18 protein-coding genes are annotated in these 17073 nt (G+C 45.0%); 6 read left to right on the forward strand and 12 right to left on the reverse strand.

What is annotated here, in order from left to right; all coding sequences use genetic code 11:
* Positions 1-15 precede the first annotated feature (15 nt).
* Positions 16-597 (reverse strand): TetR/AcrR family transcriptional regulator, encoded by a 582-nt coding sequence (locus tag HP552_RS30445; protein WP_175399082.1) that lies wholly within the window; start codon positions 595-597, stop codon positions 16-18.
* Positions 598-810: 213 nt separating this feature from the next.
* On the opposite strand from HP552_RS30445, the gene HP552_RS30450 reads away from it, so the two are divergent.
* The 3 genes from HP552_RS30450 to HP552_RS30460 all read left to right on the forward strand — a co-directional run bounded on the left by HP552_RS30450 (position 811) and on the right by HP552_RS30460 (position 3906).
* Entirely contained in the window at positions 811-1935 is a 1125-nt protein-coding gene (locus tag HP552_RS30450; RefSeq protein WP_246311115.1) for an NADH:flavin oxidoreductase, read from the forward strand.
* Positions 1936-2134: 199 nt separating this feature from the next.
* Positions 2135-2989, forward strand: coding sequence for an AraC family ligand binding domain-containing protein (locus HP552_RS30455; RefSeq protein WP_175399084.1), 855 nt, complete (start codon positions 2135-2137; stop codon positions 2987-2989).
* The gene (locus HP552_RS30460) at positions 2986-3906 is read left to right on the forward strand and encodes a DMT family transporter (protein WP_175399085.1); all 921 of its coding nucleotides are present in this window, start codon (positions 2986-2988) and stop codon (positions 3904-3906) included. The genes HP552_RS30455 and HP552_RS30460 overlap by 4 nt, the downstream gene beginning before the upstream one ends.
* A 108-nt stretch (positions 3907-4014) precedes the next feature.
* Here the strand turns inward: HP552_RS30460 and HP552_RS30465 are convergent, their stop codons facing one another.
* The gene (locus tag HP552_RS30465) at positions 4015-4707 is read right to left on the reverse strand and encodes a pseudouridine synthase (RefSeq protein ID WP_175399086.1); all 693 of its coding nucleotides are present in this window, start codon (positions 4705-4707) and stop codon (positions 4015-4017) included.
* Positions 4708-4824: 117 nt separating this feature from the next.
* On the opposite strand from HP552_RS30465, the gene HP552_RS30470 reads away from it, so the two are divergent.
* Both HP552_RS30470 and HP552_RS30475 read left to right on the forward strand, forming a co-directional pair.
* Positions 4825-5703, forward strand: a complete 879-nt coding sequence (locus HP552_RS30470; protein WP_175399087.1) for a hypothetical protein — start codon at positions 4825-4827, stop codon at positions 5701-5703.
* A gap of 11 nt (positions 5704-5714) precedes the next feature.
* Positions 5715-6347: a DUF1963 domain-containing protein gene (locus tag HP552_RS30475; protein WP_175399088.1), complete on the forward strand. Its 633-nt coding sequence runs from the start codon at positions 5715-5717 to the stop codon at positions 6345-6347.
* 176 nt (positions 6348-6523) lie between these two features.
* On the opposite strand, the gene HP552_RS30480 is transcribed toward HP552_RS30475, so the two are convergent.
* The 3 genes from HP552_RS30480 to HP552_RS30490 form a co-directional block, all read right to left on the reverse strand.
* Positions 6524-6706 carry a YjfB family protein gene (locus HP552_RS30480; protein WP_175399089.1) on the reverse strand — a complete coding sequence of 61 codons (183 nt, stop codon included), beginning with the start codon at positions 6704-6706 and terminating at the stop codon, positions 6524-6526.
* A 325-nt stretch (positions 6707-7031) separates the two neighbouring features.
* Positions 7032-7154: an HAD hydrolase family protein gene (locus tag HP552_RS35870; protein ID WP_376768995.1), complete on the reverse strand. Its 123-nt coding sequence runs from the start codon at positions 7152-7154 to the stop codon at positions 7032-7034.
* 91 nt (positions 7155-7245) lie between these two features.
* Positions 7246-7797: a GNAT family N-acetyltransferase gene (locus HP552_RS30490; RefSeq protein ID WP_175399090.1), complete on the reverse strand. Its 552-nt coding sequence runs from the start codon at positions 7795-7797 to the stop codon at positions 7246-7248.
* 224 nt (positions 7798-8021) lie between these two features.
* Here HP552_RS30490 and HP552_RS30495 point away from each other — a divergent pair, with 224 nt between their 5' ends.
* Complete coding sequence (locus HP552_RS30495) at positions 8022-9182, forward strand: S8 family peptidase (RefSeq protein WP_175399091.1); 1161 nt, start codon at positions 8022-8024, stop codon at positions 9180-9182.
* Positions 9183-9308: 126 nt separating this feature from the next.
* On the opposite strand, the gene HP552_RS30500 is transcribed toward HP552_RS30495, so the two are convergent.
* The 7 genes from HP552_RS30500 to HP552_RS30530 form a co-directional block, all read right to left on the reverse strand.
* The gene (locus HP552_RS30500) at positions 9309-10754 is read right to left on the reverse strand and encodes a 6-phospho-beta-glucosidase (RefSeq protein ID WP_175399092.1); all 1446 of its coding nucleotides are present in this window, start codon (positions 10752-10754) and stop codon (positions 9309-9311) included.
* 33 nt (positions 10755-10787) lie between these two features.
* Positions 10788-12710 carry a beta-glucoside-specific PTS transporter subunit IIABC gene (locus tag HP552_RS30505; RefSeq protein ID WP_175399093.1) on the reverse strand — a complete coding sequence of 641 codons (1923 nt, stop codon included), beginning with the start codon at positions 12708-12710 and terminating at the stop codon, positions 10788-10790.
* A gap of 357 nt (positions 12711-13067) precedes the next feature.
* Entirely contained in the window at positions 13068-13907 is an 840-nt protein-coding gene (licT, locus tag HP552_RS30510; RefSeq protein WP_175399170.1) for a BglG family transcription antiterminator LicT, read from the reverse strand.
* 334 nt (positions 13908-14241) lie between these two features.
* Positions 14242-14547 (reverse strand): hypothetical protein, encoded by a 306-nt coding sequence (locus HP552_RS30515; protein ID WP_175399094.1) that lies wholly within the window; start codon positions 14545-14547, stop codon positions 14242-14244.
* A gap of 31 nt (positions 14548-14578) precedes the next feature.
* Entirely contained in the window at positions 14579-15214 is a 636-nt protein-coding gene (locus HP552_RS30520) for a pyridoxamine 5'-phosphate oxidase family protein (protein WP_175399095.1), read from the reverse strand.
* Between the two features lie 40 nt (positions 15215-15254).
* Positions 15255-15815 carry a DEAD/DEAH box helicase family protein gene (locus HP552_RS30525; RefSeq protein ID WP_175399096.1) on the reverse strand — a complete coding sequence of 187 codons (561 nt, stop codon included), beginning with the start codon at positions 15813-15815 and terminating at the stop codon, positions 15255-15257.
* A 157-nt stretch (positions 15816-15972) separates the two neighbouring features.
* Complete coding sequence (locus tag HP552_RS30530; RefSeq protein WP_175399097.1) at positions 15973-17061, reverse strand: acyltransferase; 1089 nt, start codon at positions 17059-17061, stop codon at positions 15973-15975.
* Positions 17062-17073 lie beyond the last annotated feature (12 nt).

Consider the following 17073-nt stretch of genomic DNA (forward strand, 5'->3'; position numbering starts at 1 on the left):
CTTTCCTTCTATTCATCAATTCAGTAAACCAGCTCCGCCCATAATCAAGGGTGCAACTCTCTCAGCTAATTCTGCAGGAGATTCCTGTCTGCCTTCAAGATTCCATCGATACGTTAGTCCATAGATAGACCAACTTAGCATGGTGGCAGCGTTTGCTAATGTTTTTCGTTCTGCTTGATCCGTTTCCCTTGTGATGATCTGAAGGATGAGCTGCTCCAGTTGAGTCTTAATATTTTCTTCAAAGATCGGTGCAACTGATTCATATTTCTTGATACATTGGTTGCTGGAATCGTGATAGTTACATAAGGAAGTTATGAGCTGTTTCACGGTCACCTCCGTAAGAGGGGCCTGAGCATTTACTTTATTGAGAACATATTGTTCAAATGCGAATGAGAGGACGGATTCCAAGAGTTCATACTTGTCCGCAAAATGGGCATAGAAGGTTGCACGGTTTATGGTCGCCTTTTCCGTAATATCCCGAATTGTAATGGAGTAAAAGTCTTTTTTATTCAGATGCATTAGGAATGCATTCACAATTAGTTGACGGGTTCGAATCACCCGTGGATCGTTGGGGTTGGGGGAAAACACACCGGACATATTCAGAGAACTCCTTTGCATCAAACTAGTGATGTCCCCATTATAAACAGGTCCACTTTTGCCAACAAGTGAATTTACCAATACGACAATTTTCTCCCTCCTTCGTTTAAACAACACATTGAACAAATTGTCGGTTGAGCGAGGATGGGATGCGTTGCTATTATTGCACTCGTACCCCAGCTTGAAGGAACAAAATATTGGAGGTGTTTGCACTTGAGTAACCAGCAACCGAAAGCTCTATCCACAGAATATCTGTTTCAACCTTATACGCTTCCTAATTTATCCCTGCAGTCTCGCATTGTCATGCCGGCCATGGGCAGGGCTTTCTCACCGGGTGGTGTGCCAGGTCCCGATGTCGCCGCTTATTATCTCCGCCGTGCCGAAAATGGCGTGGGTCTTATCATTACCGAAGGGACGGTAATCGACCATCCAGCGGCAACGAGTGAACCAAAAGTGCCTTCTTTTTATGGAGAAGCAGCATTAAACGGTTGGGCAGGGGTCGTCAGACAAGTCCATGAAGCGGGTGGCAGGATTTTCCCTCAGCTCTGGCACATGGGTATGGCCCGTCCGGCAGGATCACAGCCTTATCCTGAAGCCCCATCCATCGGACCATCTGGAATCGATTTGGAAGGAAATAAGGTAGGCGAGCCGATGAATGAGGAAGAAATTGAGCGTATTATTCAAGCCTTTGTTGATGCGGCAGTGCATGCGAAACGTCTTGGGTTTGACGGCATTGAAATTCAGGGAGCACACGGTTATCTGGTCGACCAATTCTTCTGGGAGAAAACGAATAAGCGCACCGACCGCTATGGTGGTGATCTGATCAAGCGGTCCCAATTTGCCGCAGAACTTATTCAAGCTATCCGCATAGCGGTGGGCCCTGACTATCCAATTGCCATTCGTGTGTCTCAATGGAAAATGAGCGATTATTACGTTAAGCCATACGATACACCGGAAAAGCTGGATCAATTCCTGGATGTACTCGTACAAGCTGGCGTGGACATTTTCCACTGTTCTACACGTCGCTTCTGGGAGCCCGAGTTTGAAGGTTCTGATCTTGGATTCGCGGGCTGGGTGAAGAAACTGACGGGCAAAACAACGATAGTTGTTGGCTCCGTTGGCCTGGATGATGAATTTACCAGTCTCTACACGCAAGGTAAAGGCGCCGGACACAAAGATCTGGATGATCTTCTCCATCGACTAGACCATCAGGAATTTGATCTGGTAGCCGTTGGACGTGCCCTTATCTCAGATCCGGCATGGGCCATAAAAATACGTGAAGGCCGTGAATCTGAAATTCAAGCTTTTACTCGAGAAGCGCTTGCCACGTTACATTAAAAATATCTTAGATCAAGAACATGAATCCCTCTCATAGATGAACTATAATTTAACCAAAGTACCCGAATTGCCATTAGGGCAGCGGGTACTTTGGTTATTTGTAAGGCTTAATCAAGGACACAGCGAGCAATATCGTCCAAGAATATTCCTTCTTTTCATATTATAATGACAAGAACTTACGAGAAAGAAGGTGCAGCATGTGACTCGCGAAGTGCGAACTGTTGTATTTGATACCGGTCTGCAGCTTGAAGCTTATCAATTCGAAGGAATTATGCAGAAATTCCCCAACCACTTTCATGACTATTACGTCATTGGATTTATTGAGCAGGGCAAGCGCCATCTCGTGTGCAACAACGAAGAGTATATGTTGAATTCCGGGGACATGATTGTATTCAACCCCCATGATCCTCATGCCTGTGAGCAGGTTGACGGAAGAACACTTGATTATCGCTGTATTAACATTCAACCCGAGGTCATGAGAGAATACGCACGGGAGATAACCGGACAAGACTACCTGCCCCGGTTCAGGGCACCTGTTCTCTATCAAAATGAACTTGTCAGTTCCCTGCATGAGCTGCATTTAATGATCCTGGAGGAGCAATCCGATTTTGGCAAAGAAGAATTATTGCTCTTGTTGCTGGAACAGCTGCTTCGGGATAATGCAGATGCTGAACCGCCCCTATCTTCTCAGGACGTCACGATCGAAATTAAACGCTTATGCGAATACATAGAGTCTCATTATATGGATAGTATTACGCTGAATGAGTTAGCTGAATTAACCGGAATGAGCAAATATCACCTGATAAGACGATTCACCCGCCAAAAGGGCATCTCACCCTATCGTTACCTGGAGACGATTCGTATTAATCATGCCAAGCGTTTATTGGAGCAAGGACAGCTGCCGATTGAAGTGGCCGCCCAGACAGGATTCAGTGATCAGAGCCATTTTACGAATTTTTTTAAAAAACTGATCGGTTTGACACCCAAACAATACCGACGCATCTTCAACCATGAAGTCGACTCCAAACGGTTACGGGACAGTGTGTTACGATGAGGCAAAATAAAGTTTCGGTCGGTCACCTGCTCGCCTTGCTTACGATTTTGATCTGGGGGACCACCTTCATAAGCACCAAAGTGCTCTTGATTCATTTTACGCCTGTGGAAATTCTGTTTTTCCGCTTTCTGATCGGATATGTTGTGCTCTTTCTGATCTATCCTCGTTTGGTGCGGGTGTCATCGTTTCGGGAAGAGATGCTGTTTATGGCCGCCGGACTGTGCGGCGTCACCTTGTATTTTTTGATCGAAAATATTGCGCTTGTTTACACACTGGCTTCCAATGCAGGTGTCATTGTTTCCATTGCGCCGTTTTTCACTGCTGTGCTTGCGCATTTTTTCCTGAAAGATGAACCGTTAACCCGACGTTTTGTCGTTGGTTTTGCTGCTGCCTTAACAGGCATCGTGCTGATCGCGTTCAATGGGAGTTTCATGCTGCAGCTGAATCCACTGGGAGATCTGCTTGCTTTTGTGGCACCTGCCGTATGGGCCATCTATTCAGTACTCATGCGCAAAATAGGCGAGCTCCGCTACCACACCATCGGTGCAACACGCAAAGTGTTCTTCTACGGGCTAATCTTCATGCTGCCTGCCTTATTCCTATTCGAATTTCATTTCAAACTTTGGCGATTTGCCGATATGTCCAACCTCTTCAATCTTCTATTTCTTGGAGTAGGTGCCTCTGCCTTGTGTTTTGTGACCTGGAACCGGGCAGTAAGTCTCCTCGGAGCGGTGAAAACCAGTGTGTACATCTACCTTGTTCCGGTTATCACACTGGTTGCTTCTGCACTCTTACTGCATGAACCCATCACCTGGATCACGATGCTTGGTGCCTTGTTAACGCTGCTGGGTTCATATATTTCAGAACGAAAAACTCGAAAACGCGTATCCGGATCGAGATTGTCCGAGATCCATTAACACATTTTTAGTTGACGCAAATAAGGCACGAATCCATTCCGGATTGGTGCCTTATTTTACATGGCTTATTCTTTTCGGATACATCTATTCAAGCGCAGGTGAATGATTCTATTCTAGCCTGGACAAGAGAAGATCCAGTTCACGCTTCTCCAGATGTCTCCATTGTCCTCGTTCCAGCTGGTCCAGCGTAATATTCATAATTCGTATGCGCTCCAGTTTCAGCACTCTGTACCCCAGGGCTTTGCACATTCTGCGGATTTGCAGGTTAAGACCCTGTGTCAAAATAATTCGAAAAACATTCTCGCTATCCCGATATACCTCACATGGTTTGGTCACCACGTCCAGAATCTCAACACCTTGGGACATTAATCGTATGAATTCGTCTGTAACGGGTTTATCCACGGTCACAACATATTCTTTCTCATGATTATGCTCCGAACGCATCATTTTGTTGACGATCCCTCCATCGTTCGTAAGCAAAATCAACCCTTCCGAGTCTTTATCCAGCCTGCCAACGGCAAAAATGCGTGATGGATAATTCACATACTGAATGATATTCCCCTTGACTTGTTGGGCAGCCGTACAGACAATCCCAATCGGTTTATTCAGAGCCAGGTACACGGATTCACGGTCACCCTGTGGAATTGCCTTGCCATCAATGAGGACAATATCTCCGGGCTCGACATCTGCCCCTTTTTCACATACCTTGCCATTGATCGTAATACGCCCAGCCGCAATGAGGCGGTCCGTTTCCCTGCGAGAGCAAAATCCCGTTTCACTTATGTATTTGTTAATTCGCATGTTTCACCGCTTCTCATCTGTAATAAGGTTATCATCTCATTTATAATAAAATGAAGCAATGATGGTTAACCGAATGTACATAGAAAGAAGCAAACTGAATTCTGGAAGGAGCTGCTCATGGATAAAAAATGCATGAACGTGCTAAAGAAGCTATATCTGCATTCGAATGGTGAGTACGACAGAGAACGTGAAGTGATGTTATATCAAATGAATACACTTACTGCTGCAGAACAGGATATATTAATCACAAATGGCTGGATACCCAATGATCTGGAGTTGATTAGACATGATGAAATCATTCATAAGCTAATTAATCTGCAGCAGAATAAACATCTGTCCTGGTCAGCGGTAACCCATGCATTTGTGGCCGGTGTTGGTGGAAGTTTCCCTCGTGGCATAACAACACTGGGAAGCTATCATATGATGATTCACATGCAGAAGCACTCTTATGAACAAGCGGAACGTTTCCTTTCTTGTAAATTCTGCGGGTTCAGTCATAGTGATGAGTCATGGAAAAATTTGTCCTCCATCCGCCATGCTCTCCATCAGGGTTATGATTACAGCGGGACAAGTGTAGGGGCATATACCGATTTGACGGAGCTAGCCTCCCTATTTGAACAAGGAACGGTTACACCGAGTGATGAGGACGTTCATACGTTCAATCAACTGCTTCGCAGTTTAGATCAGGCAGAGAACGAAGAAACTCCTGGAAAGTACGAGAAGCGGCTCACGGCTGAGAAACTGGTGAAAGGACATGCTGGCATCCGCCGCAGCATATTACAATCACTATCCAGAGTAGGCGTTCTGCCGAACCAGGTTCTCTCCCTTAGTGCAAATCACTGGACAAATATCGAAGAGCTTCAGAATGCCGAGTTACTGCTTAGCAATACGAAAGGACGCTCCGACATGGAGATGCCATGGGCGGGCTGGCAAGGTAAACTTGGCGTCAATTGGGACAAGGCCCGCCAGCTGTTTGGTAATCATATTCAAGACTAAGGAGTTTTTCCATGCATACAGTTACCCAAATTATTTTTAATCCGGATCACCCGAACCTGAATTCTGCTATGTGGATCGGCGGTGAACAGGCATACATTCAGGAATGGCCGCTCAATCCGGAAGGCCATCCCCTGTTGCATCTGTTCTCCATCAATTCCAGCAAGCTCTTGCAACATGTACACGTCCCGTATTTACCACCAGACATGTTTATCTCCGTTTTTTCAACGTATTCGGCTTCGGAATATTTCCTGGATCAGGTGACCTATACAGGAGATGAGCTGGAATGGAACGAAAACATTCTGGCTGGATGTACTTATGTGTCCGTAACCCCACATGCGCAAACTTCCTTAAGTCCAACCCTAACTATTCCTATAAGCGAAGTGAGCTTTGTGGAAACCCAGTTAGCCGAGCAGGATTTCCCTGCCTTTTCGTTCTTCTCCTCGACTATACCTAACGGGGTAAACGGAATCGGCCATTTGTTAACCCATTATCAACTGGTGTGCCAGATCTATTCCGCAGATTTTCCAGCGCCCTATAAGGACATATTGGGGCTTTCCGATGCCAGCGGCTATTTGTTTTTACGAAAAGGCCCCGCCTCCGCTGAAGCACCATTGGATGGACTTTTTTTCGTACAGACTTCCTAAGTCCTGCATAAGTCATTGAGACCGGAAGTGAGAAGGAACGCGAAAGCTGACAACGACAACTCTACTCACTTGGAAAACCATATAAAAACAGCCCAAACAACCTCAATTCCGTTGAATTGAAGTCGTTTGGGTTTCGCTTGCTGCAAATTGGGTTTGAAATACATCCTTGAATGTGTCTAAACGGAAAGATCCAGACTGCCCCCCAGATTTGGATGCGGAGCTGGAACTGACTTTAACATTTCCGTAAGCTGCTGCCCTTGCTGTTCTGCCATGTTTTTCGACATTGACATCACTTGCAAACTCGCTGACTGTGCAAGCGAGCTTTGACTCATGGCCATTGATAGTGCTGCAATATCCATGTTCTGCACTCCTTTATGTCTCTAGTAAATGAGCGTACCTATTATATATCGGACAATGCACCGTAAATATGTAATCCAGCGAACCTACACCATGATGTTTCTCTGCAGCTTACAATTCATGCGGGAGGGATTTGATGAACGAAAAAAAATTTGTGGCGCTTTTTGCACTTTTATGCGGCCTAGCCGTGGGAGGTTTTGGTGGACTAATCTTCTGGATCTTAACCTCTATCTCTAATTCTTAATTAAATTGAACCCAGATGCTGAAAGCAGACACCTCTATACGCGAGCTGCCTGTTAATAATACGCTTTTAATTGACAAGAATCATTAAGACTGGATTAATCCATACTTCACAAAACTATGATATAGTCCATCCTCTTCAATGGTTCCGGTAACGTCATCCGCAATGGCTTTCAGACCCGGCTTCGCATTGCCCATGGCAATGCCCACATTGCAAACTCCAGTATTTCCGCATCATTCATGCCGTCGACGATAGCAAATGTATCTTCACGTGATATGCCATCTGTCAGATCCAGCTGTTTCACCCGCGATGAGCTTGGTACTGGTCCACTTCCACTCTCGCCACTTTCTCCATATGCACCGTCTGCCAATCATCGTCCTGCTCTACAACAACCACATATCCCTGACCTTTCCAGAAATCCACGGCTCCAGGCAAGAAGCGATGTGTATGCAAATACAACGTTGTATAGTGCAGTTTTGCCACCATTTTCTCCAGTTCTCTTACAAGAAGTGAACCGATACCGTACCTGCGATATTCCGAATCCACATAACATTTCACAATTTCCGCCGCAGACTGTGCAGGGTATCTTCCTGTTATTGCTTCGATTCGCCCATCATACGGCAGGATACCAATGGATCCGACAATCCTTTCGTCTTCCATGACTGCAACAAGAAAGACAGCATCGGCTGAATCCAGATAATTTTCTTTGAATTGCTCCAGATCTACCGGTAATCTCTCATGATTCATCATCGGAAATACTTCTCTGCGGACACGCATGGCAAAATCAATGGCATTCTCAATCTGATTCAGCTGAACCTTCATTACCTTGGGTACTGTCTGAAGCTGTGTCACAACATTCTCATTCCTATCCTCTATATTTGAGCCTGGTTTATGGCACTTACCCCGAACCTGGATTTTTTCTGAGTTCGCTCTCTTCCATCCATCTTACCCAATTTAATTTCTTCTATCAATCTATCTATACTCCTAACCAAAATGCTATAAAGCCCACGCGATCTGGGAGACTCTGCATACGATAAGGCGTGCTACCATTTCAATTTCATAAGGGGGAAGAACCCATGTGGTTATGGCTAGGTATCTCTGCCGCAATCCTGCTCGCTATCGGATACGTATATCGTTACGTGGAAGACATCCTTGAAACCAGAAAATTTCATCCCCATGCTCCCAAGCAGCTCTTAATCAAATTCAAAGAAGGCACCACTCCAGACCAAATGCAATCCCTGCATAAAAAAGGAAAATGTAAAGTTGCCGAAACCTATGAAGATCTGGGCTGGTATCGGGTAGAATCCAGTAAAATCATGCACCGTATGTTAAAAAACTATAAGGATCATGAACTCATCGAACATGTAGAACCCAATTACCTCGCCCAGGCATCTTATACCCCCAATGATCCTTTCTTTCCTTATCAAAACAACCTGCAAAAAATCAACGCGCCTGCTGCCTGGGATATCAGCCAGAGTAACAGCTCCATCAAAATTGCCATCATCGATACGGGAGTGCAACTGAACCACCCCGAGCTCGCCAGCAAGCTTCTGCCAGGTTATGATTATGTCAGTTATGACGCCATCCCCGAGGACGGCAACGGACACGGCACACATGTCGCCGGGATTGCAGCTTCTGTCACGAATAACGGGGTCGGCATCGCTGGTGTTGCTCCACTCGCTTCCATTGTTCCCATTCGTGTGCTGGATGACAACGGGATGGGGACCATGGGGAATGTGGGAAACGGGCTAGTTTATGCTGCCAACAATGGAATACAGGTGGTCAATCTGAGCTTGGGCGGACCTGTCGGCGATGCCTTTTTGCAGGCTGCGGTACAGTATGCCTGGGATCGTGGCGCGGTCATTATTGCCGCTGCCGGCAATGACAACACCTCTTATCCCATTGTGCCTGCATCCTACCCCAACGTCATCGCCGTCGCCTCCACCAACCCTTCTGATCTAAAATCCAACTTCTCCAACTACGGTTCATGGGTCGATATGGCCGCTCCCGGCGACAGCATCCTGTCCACATATATTGGCAGCTCGTATGCCTACATGAGCGGAACCTCGATGGCTGCGCCACAGGTCGCAGGTGCGGCAGCTTTGCTTGCTGCCCAGGGCAAAACCAATGCGCAAATTCGAGACGCATTATGCTTCGCCTCCGATCCGGTATCGGGCTCTGGTGTCTACTGGCAATATGGGCGACTGAACGCGCATCGGAGTCTGCAAGTGCCGTAACTGGGTTCACTTAAAAGTAAAGTGAGATATGCTAAGTTAGATTTGTTTTACAAAAAAAGGGGGCAAGCCCGTCTATAACACGAGTTTGCCCCTTACTTTTGTTGATTTCGTTCATTTACAGATCGATCATTTGAAATATTGTGCGCCTTGATTAGCAATAACCTCTTTGTACCAATGGAAACTTTTCTTTTTCACTCTGCGAAGTGTGCCCGTTCCATCATTATTTCGGTCTACATAAATGTAACCGTAACGTTTCTTCATCTCTCCCGTACCTGCACTGACCAGGTCGATCGGTCCCCAACTCGTATATCCGAGGATCTCAACACCATCCTGAATGGCTTCTGCCATCTCGGCAAAATGACGATCGAGATAGTCAATGCGATAATCATCTTCAACTGTGTCATTATCCAGCAATACATCCGTAGCGCCAAGTCCATTTTCTACTATAAATAATGGTTTGCCGTAGCGGTCGTGAAGCTGATTACAGGTAATTCGCAGCCCTTTCGGGTCGATTGTCCATCCCCACTCTGATGCATCCAGATATGGGTTTTTAACTGAACCAAATACATTGCCTTCAGTCTGGTCCTTTAAAATTTCAGGATCCGTGCTTGTACAACGGCTGGCATAATAGCTGAATCCAATATAGTCCACCGTATTTTGCATAAGAATGTCGGCATCTTCCGGCTGCATCTCAATATGAATGCCATGTTCTCTGAAGAAACGCTTCGTATAGCCCGGATATGCACCTTTGGACTGAACATCAATGAAGAAAAATGATTCGCGATCCTGTTCCATCGCCTTCCATACATCATCCGGATTGGACGTGTATGGATATACCGTTCCTGCGGCCAGCATACATCCAATCTTTGCAGATGGAATGATCTCATGACAAGCTTTGACGGCAAGTGCACTCGCTACCAATTCATGATGCGCTGCCTGATAGAGGATCTGCTGCTTGTCCTCCCCTTCCTGAAGGACTATGCCTGCACCGATATACGGGAGATGCAGCAGCATATTAATTTCGTTAAACGTCATCCAGTACTTTACTTTGTCCTTATATCGGTTGAACAACGTCTTCGCATAGGTTTCAAAAAATTCAATCATCTTGCGGTTTTTCCAGCCGCCATAAATCTTCACCAAGTGTACAGGCACATCGAAATGGCAGATGGTAACGACAGGTTCGATATTATATTTCAGCAATTCATCGAAGACATCATCATAGAATTGAAGTCCAGCCTCATTGGGCTCCACGTCATCTCCATTCGGAAAAATCCGGGCCCAGGCGATAGAAAGCCTGAAACATTTGAATCCCATCTCTGCAAATAAAGCAATGTCTTCCTTGTACCGATGATAGAAATCAATTGCTTCATGGGAAGGGTAGAATTCGTCCTCTTTGGGTTGAAACGAATCCAGATTGCCCATCGCAATGGGGAATCGATTGGGTCCAACCGGGATCAGATCGACCGTAGTCAATCCTTTGCCTCCTTCCAGATAGGCGCCCTCCAGCTGATTCGCTGCTGTTGCTCCTCCCCAGAGAAAATTCTCCGGGAAGGAAGTTAACTTTTCAAACATCAAGGTTTTCCTCCTATTCGTCCTAAAGGTTGATTAGCCAAGCACCGTCAGCAATTTGTCTTTTTCATTCACAGATACATTTTTTGTGTCCACAACATCGAGATAATTCGAAGTATTTGTAATAATAATCGGTGTTACGGTCTCATAACCGGCATCCTTGATCGCTTGCAGGTCAAACTCCATAATCAGATCGCCTACGTGAACCCGGTCACCATCTTTTACATGAGCATTGAAATATTGGCCTTTCAACTGCACGGTATCTTGTCCGATATGAATCAGCATTTCTACACCATCATCCGTTACAAGTCCGATCGCATGTTTTGTGCGGTATACCGTTTGTACGACACCATTGATTGGGGATACCACTCTGCCATTGATCGGACGAATCGCAATCCCTTTACCCATATGCTCTCCGGCAAAAGTAATGTCGTTGATTTCTTTCAATTCAACAACTTCACCTGCCATGGGGCTAAAAATTTCGTATTTGCTGTTCGGATTTGGATCAAGTATAGGTGTTGGCTCCGAAGCAGGTGTCGGTGCTGCAGCAGCAGTATCTTTGAAACCAACGACATACGTAAGAACAAAACCAAGAACGAATGCAACGGCTGTTGCTACAAGTGCCATGTAGAATCCGGAGTCAACGCCTGTTGCCGAGTTAATGAAGGTTGGATAGCCGAATACGCCAAGTCCACCAAACATGTACATTTTCGAACCGAAGAATCCCAAAATGGCTCCGCCAATTCCGCCTGCAATACAGCTCATGATAAATGGTTTTTTCAGTGGAAGCGTCACACCATAGATCGCCGGCTCGGTTACACCGAAGATGCCCGAAATGAAAGCTGGAATGCTCAATGATTTCAATTTGGCATTTTTAGTTTTCAACATAACTGCGAGTACCGCACCAATTTGAGCAAAAGAAGCGGCGAACGACATGGCAACCACCGGGTCAGCTCCGGACGTGCTCAGGTTCAGAAGCATGACTGGCACCAGACCCCAGTGAAGACCGAACAGTACAAACACCTGCCACAAACCGCCGATCACGAGTCCTGTAAGGAGTGGGCTCAGATCATAGATGCCAGTTGCACCTGCACCGATCAATTGTCCTGCCCAAGTGGATACCGGACCAATAACTAGGAACGTTGCCGGAACGATAACAAGCAGAGTGAAGAACGGAACAAGGAACGTGCTAACTACTTTAGGAATGATATTTTTGAAGAAACGCTCGACTTTTACTGCAAAGAAGGTAGCGATAATGATTGGAATAACCGATGATGAGTAATTCATCAAAATAACGGGAATGCCCAGAAACGTGATGTGAATCGGTGATTCAAACAACGTACCCGTGAACAGGGTGTACAACGGATCTCCGGCAGTCAGACCGGACAGCGTAGGATAAACCAGTGTAGCACCGATGGCCATACCCAGGAACGGTGTACCGCCAAACTTCTTGATGGCCGTATAACCAAGGAATACCGGGAAGAAGTAAAACAGACAGTCACCCGTTGCATTCAACAGTTGGTAGGTTCCTGATGTGTCGGTCAACCACCCAAAGGATAAAAACATGGCTGTAAAACCTTTGATCATCCCTGTTGCAGCGAGTAAACCAAGCAGTGGTGTGAAGACACCCGAAATCATGTCGATAAATCGGCTGAACAGCCCTACTTTTTTACCCGATTCTTCCTTCGTTTCTTCAACCTGACCTTCCGTTGGCAAGTTGCCTACTTTTACAATGGCTTTATATACATCCGGCACTTCATTGCCGATTACAACCTGATACTGTCCACCACTCTGCATAACCGTAATTACACCTGGCAGATTTTTTATCTCTTCCGTTTTAGCAACGCTTTCATTTTTGAGTTTAAAACGCAATCTGGTTACGCAATGGAAGACGCTGTTCACGTTTCCAGAACCACCTACACGGGATAGGATGTCTTTGGCCAGTTGATCGTAATTCATAGTAATTCTCCCTCTCTAAGTAGACTCCCCATGCTTGTGAAACAAAGAAAACCTGAACTACTGAACATACACAACGTGCCGGATGATCCGGAAACAAGTCATGTTATTCAGCAATTCAGGTTTTGCCCTTAATGGTTGCAACCCTGTAAGGCTGTACACAGCGATATTCGGTTGTTACTTCAACAACTTCATCTTAAAGTAAGTTGCAACCAGTCTATACTGACCTGGAGTGACCGGCATTGCCTGATTGAACAGTAACAATCCGATTTTTGTATGCGCTTACTTTATGAATTTATAATATTATAACTTCTGCAGTTTTGCAAGCGTTTTTTTAAGAAAAGATTTTGGTCTTTTAAACTACTCTGAAGTGGCGTGCACCACACGTTCGATGTGAATCGACAGATACATCATTTCCTCGTTAGTCAGTTGATATGTGTAGTTGTTTTCAATGAATTTTTTGATCTTCTCCGAGCATCTATGGGCTTCAGGATATTTCTTCTGAATCAGTTCAAACAATTCATCATCATTGTTATTTTTGTAGTGCTTCCCCTTCACCAGACGCTGGGCAAAAAATTTCAAATGTGTCACAAATCGATAATAATTCAGCGAATTTTCGTCAAAATCCATTTTGAAATGGTATTTGATAATGGTCAGCACCTCTTGCATCACCTGAGTCATGCTTCGGATATTTGGCATTTCTTCGTTCAAGGCTGCATTTACAAAATGCAATGCCATAAAACCGGCCTCATCTTCCGGTAAAAGGACACCAAACTGATCACAGATCATGTTGAGCGCTTCAAGTCCCACTTCGTATTCATCCTTGTATAACTGCTTCGTTTCCCAGAGTAACCCATTTCGTATAGGCAGATTTTTGCGGTAACGCTCAATCGCGAAATGAATGTGATCTGTAAGATGGAGGTAGATGCTGTCATTCAGTTTTTTGCCCAATTTCAGTTTGGCATAAGCGATAATCTCTTCGGAAACTTTCATGTATTCCAGTGGTATGCTGGAGATTAATGTTTTAAAGTTTTCCTGGATATCTTCATTCTGTAAAGTAAAGATCTTGTCAATAAGCTGCTCTGCAACCAGATCACCTGCCCGCTTTTGAAAAGCAATCCCCCGGCCAATGACGATGACTTCTCGATCATCCTGAATAGCAACTACAGCATTATTGTTCAGTACCTTCTCGATTTTCACTTTATCCACCCCAATATACAGAAAAAGACAAGCCACACCTGCAACGAGGTAATAGGTCCTGCCCTTTTCAACTTCAATATCAACGATATGTGCGTTCATGGTATTACAATTTTCTACATTCTGCAACAATAAATTTAATTTGGTTCCGATCGAATTATTTTATTCGCTCCAATCTTCTATGTACCGAAATACGATTCCAAAGCTGGTCAATTCGTAGAAGATGGACGAAACGGATCCGTTATTTTTTGGCATACATAAATTATTTCATAGCTCTCTTCTGTAAGGTGCGTGCCGTTCCAGTCCCTGTACAAGTGCCTCCTTCGTCTGTCTCAGTTCAATTCTTGTTCTTTTTGCTTTCCTTCTCCAGCTCAGCCTCGATTCTCTTGTTAATTACACTCATCTCATCCGAACTGAGTCGATCCACTTGCTTGAACTCTTTGTCGAATTCGTACTCTTTGGATTCCTTATTGTTCATCAGCCCCAAATGATTTTTAATCGCACGAATGTCCTCACGAAGATACAACGTATTACGATAATTATCTACCACAAGACCGAGTATAATGCCAATGACGATGACAGTGCCATACGGGACCAAAAGACTGACAATGGCTCCTGCAATTATCAAGACCAATATCAACAAATCATTCCACCTCCTCCAGCTAAGAAACGAATCAATACAATCTTTTCTCGTATGTTTCTTTGAGTGAACGTGCAACATCGTCCTCCGTAACACCCAATTTGCCAGCGTGCGCAGCAATAATTCGAGCCGGTTTGGGCAGCTGCTCCTTGGCAGGCCAGCTCTCAGGTTCCCATGTATGCGAACGTTTAAACGCTTTGCCGCAATGCATATAACATTCTTCTACCGTCACTGCAATGCCAAGTTTGGGCGTTTTGCCTTGTGTCTGCATTAGCGTCATCAGATCCATATCCCGAATGATCGCTGCTCTGCCATTAATGCGCAGGGTCTCATCAAGTCCCGGAATAACGAAAATCAAGCCGATGTGCGGGTTGGACAAAATGTTCAACAGCGAGTCAAAACGTCGGTTACCTGGTCGTTCCGGAATCACCAGATGCTGCTGGTCCACGACGTGTACAAACCCTTCACCGTCACCACGGGGAGACACATCACATGAGCCTGAGCGATTGCTGGTTGACATAAATAACAAGGCAGATCGGGCTATAAATTGCTGACAATGCTCATCCAGATACGGTATCGTTTTATTCTTCACCAGATCTCCCGGATTACCACAGATCTCTCTGAGGACGTCTTCCGATGCAATAATGTCTTTAAATGGGTTGTTATTCATGGTGAACCTTCCTTTCTATCTGACTGATCGATTTTGGAGGTTATAGATCAAACCTTTTTTTGATCGCCTCGGCTACCTCTTCAGGGCTTTTATGCGTATTATTAATTCGAATATAGTGCTCATGCGTGATTTCTCCAGGCGCTGAATTTAAACGATAGTTCCTCATGCTCTCGAGCAAATCTTGTTCAGACCATTCTACGTTTCGTTTCGTTGCCTTATGCAGAAGGCGGTGCGGACTACGGTTACGATCCAACCGTTCCGAGGTGTCTGCTTCCAATTCGACATAACACACTTGCCCGCCTTGAGAGGAAAACAATTCACTAATGCTACGAATATACGCTGTGTCCTGCTCCAGGTCGAAAGCCCACACATATGTGAAAATCAAGCCGGGAAGATCACTCTTCGCCACTTCTTCAAAAATTTCCTGTCGGAAAAGACCCACAAGTCTTTTCCCTTGGGGGCTATCATAGCTGAAATAGGGAGACACAAGTTCAATCGTCATGTGATTGTGAAACAATTTCAGATCCGTGATCTTCTCCAGTTCCTGCCCGACTGTCATTTTCCCCACAGCTTGCGGACCAAAAATGATAATAAATTTCATCTGATCACTCCTCATTTGGATAACCATACCATTTGAATTTTCTGGACATTCATCCATATTACCTCTTTAAAAGCAAATTAAAAAGAGATTTCAAGCCATCCCTTTTAATCAGGAGCCTGAAATCTCTTATTCAGATGTTAATATACGTGAATCAAGGTTACCTTCCGATCAACGCCCATCCCCACCTGATTCGCCGCAATCCAATCGCTATTGCCCATGAGAGTAAAAGCGCTGCGACATATGACAGAATAATGCCAAGACTATAATGTTGAACCAGTGCCGAGGTGAATTCCCGTCTCCAGAACATCAGCACGAATGGGTGCATCAAGAATACGCCGAAGGCAGCTGTTCCCAGTGAATTCAGCAGGCGAGTTATCATGCGGGTTCGATCCCGTTTTCTTGCATACACTCGTTCACATGTCATCAACAAAAGCAAACAGGCAGAAAGTGTAAACAAATTGCGGAACAAAAACAGTATCGTATAGGTCATGACCGGAGAAGCGGCAAAGGACATTTTTATGTAGTCATTTCCATAAATGAAAATGATGCCCCCACTTAAAAAGGCCAAGATTAGCAAATACCGATAAGCACGCAGTCTCTTCAACGAAACATCGAAGTTCAAGCCAACCCAGGCGCCAAACCCGATAACGATCAGGTAACTTGGCAGCAAACTTCCCATTCGCTCGAAGTGAAACTGCAGATGCAATGCATAATAGACAGCCTGTGCCGCAATAAAGAATAAGGGCAAGCAATATTTAAATAAACGATATCGGGTCAGCAAAAGAAGCAGTGGAAATATCGCATAAAACTGCAGAATAATAAGAAAAAAGTATAAATGCGTATGAGCTGTTCCTGTCAGCAATTGTGTAAGGAAGACCATCATGTGAGACATCGGATCATGGCCTGCCAGCAGCTGTTTAACCTTAAAATAAATCATGGACCAGATCAAATAAGGCACAAAAACATACAACAGACGTTTTTTATAGAACCTAAACATCCAGCCCTTTTCCTTTGTTCCGGCACTGTAGTTGTAGAACAATACAAGAGAGGACAGAAACAGAAATGCAGGCACCGCAAATTGCAGAAAACTGTTCCAGAAATAATAAAAATCATGATCGATCGATTGCTTGGGGTAATGCGCAACTGCTGTGGATGTCGCATGGATGGCAACCACTGCCATGATGGCAAAAGCCCGATAGAGATCCAGATACTCAATTCGTTTGGGCCGATTAACCGGTTGATTCATAATAAAACCTCA

Source organism: Paenibacillus xylanilyticus (assembly GCF_013359935.1).
GTDB lineage: Bacteria > Bacillota > Bacilli > Paenibacillales > Paenibacillaceae > Paenibacillus > Paenibacillus xylanilyticus.

Excerpts from the sequence above, each read along its gene's own strand:
- HP552_RS30445 (WP_175399082.1), bottom strand. The coding sequence starts at position 597 with ATGTCCGGTGTGTTTTCCCCCAACCCCAACGATCCACGGGTGATTCGA.
- HP552_RS30460 (WP_175399085.1), top strand. The coding sequence starts at position 2,986 with ATGAGGCAAAATAAAGTTTCGGTCGGTCACCTGCTCGCCTTGCTTACG.
- HP552_RS30465 (WP_175399086.1), bottom strand. The coding sequence starts at position 4,707 with ATGCGAATTAACAAATACATAAGTGAAACGGGATTTTGCTCTCGCAGG.
- HP552_RS30470 (WP_175399087.1), top strand. The coding sequence starts at position 4,825 with ATGGATAAAAAATGCATGAACGTGCTAAAGAAGCTATATCTGCATTCG.
- HP552_RS30475 (WP_175399088.1), top strand. The coding sequence starts at position 5,715 with ATGCATACAGTTACCCAAATTATTTTTAATCCGGATCACCCGAACCTG.
- HP552_RS30480 (WP_175399089.1), bottom strand. The coding sequence starts at position 6,706 with ATGGATATTGCAGCACTATCAATGGCCATGAGTCAAAGCTCGCTTGCA.
- HP552_RS30495 (WP_175399091.1), top strand. The coding sequence starts at position 8,022 with ATGTGGTTATGGCTAGGTATCTCTGCCGCAATCCTGCTCGCTATCGGA.
- HP552_RS30500 (WP_175399092.1), bottom strand. The coding sequence starts at position 10,754 with ATGTTTGAAAAGTTAACTTCCTTCCCGGAGAATTTTCTCTGGGGAGGA.
- HP552_RS30505 (WP_175399093.1), bottom strand. The coding sequence starts at position 12,710 with ATGAATTACGATCAACTGGCCAAAGACATCCTATCCCGTGTAGGTGGT.
- HP552_RS30520 (WP_175399095.1), bottom strand. The coding sequence starts at position 15,214 with ATGAATAACAACCCATTTAAAGACATTATTGCATCGGAAGACGTCCTC.
- HP552_RS30525 (WP_175399096.1), bottom strand. The coding sequence starts at position 15,815 with ATGAAATTTATTATCATTTTTGGTCCGCAAGCTGTGGGGAAAATGACA.
- HP552_RS30530 (WP_175399097.1), bottom strand. The coding sequence starts at position 17,061 with ATGAATCAACCGGTTAATCGGCCCAAACGAATTGAGTATCTGGATCTC.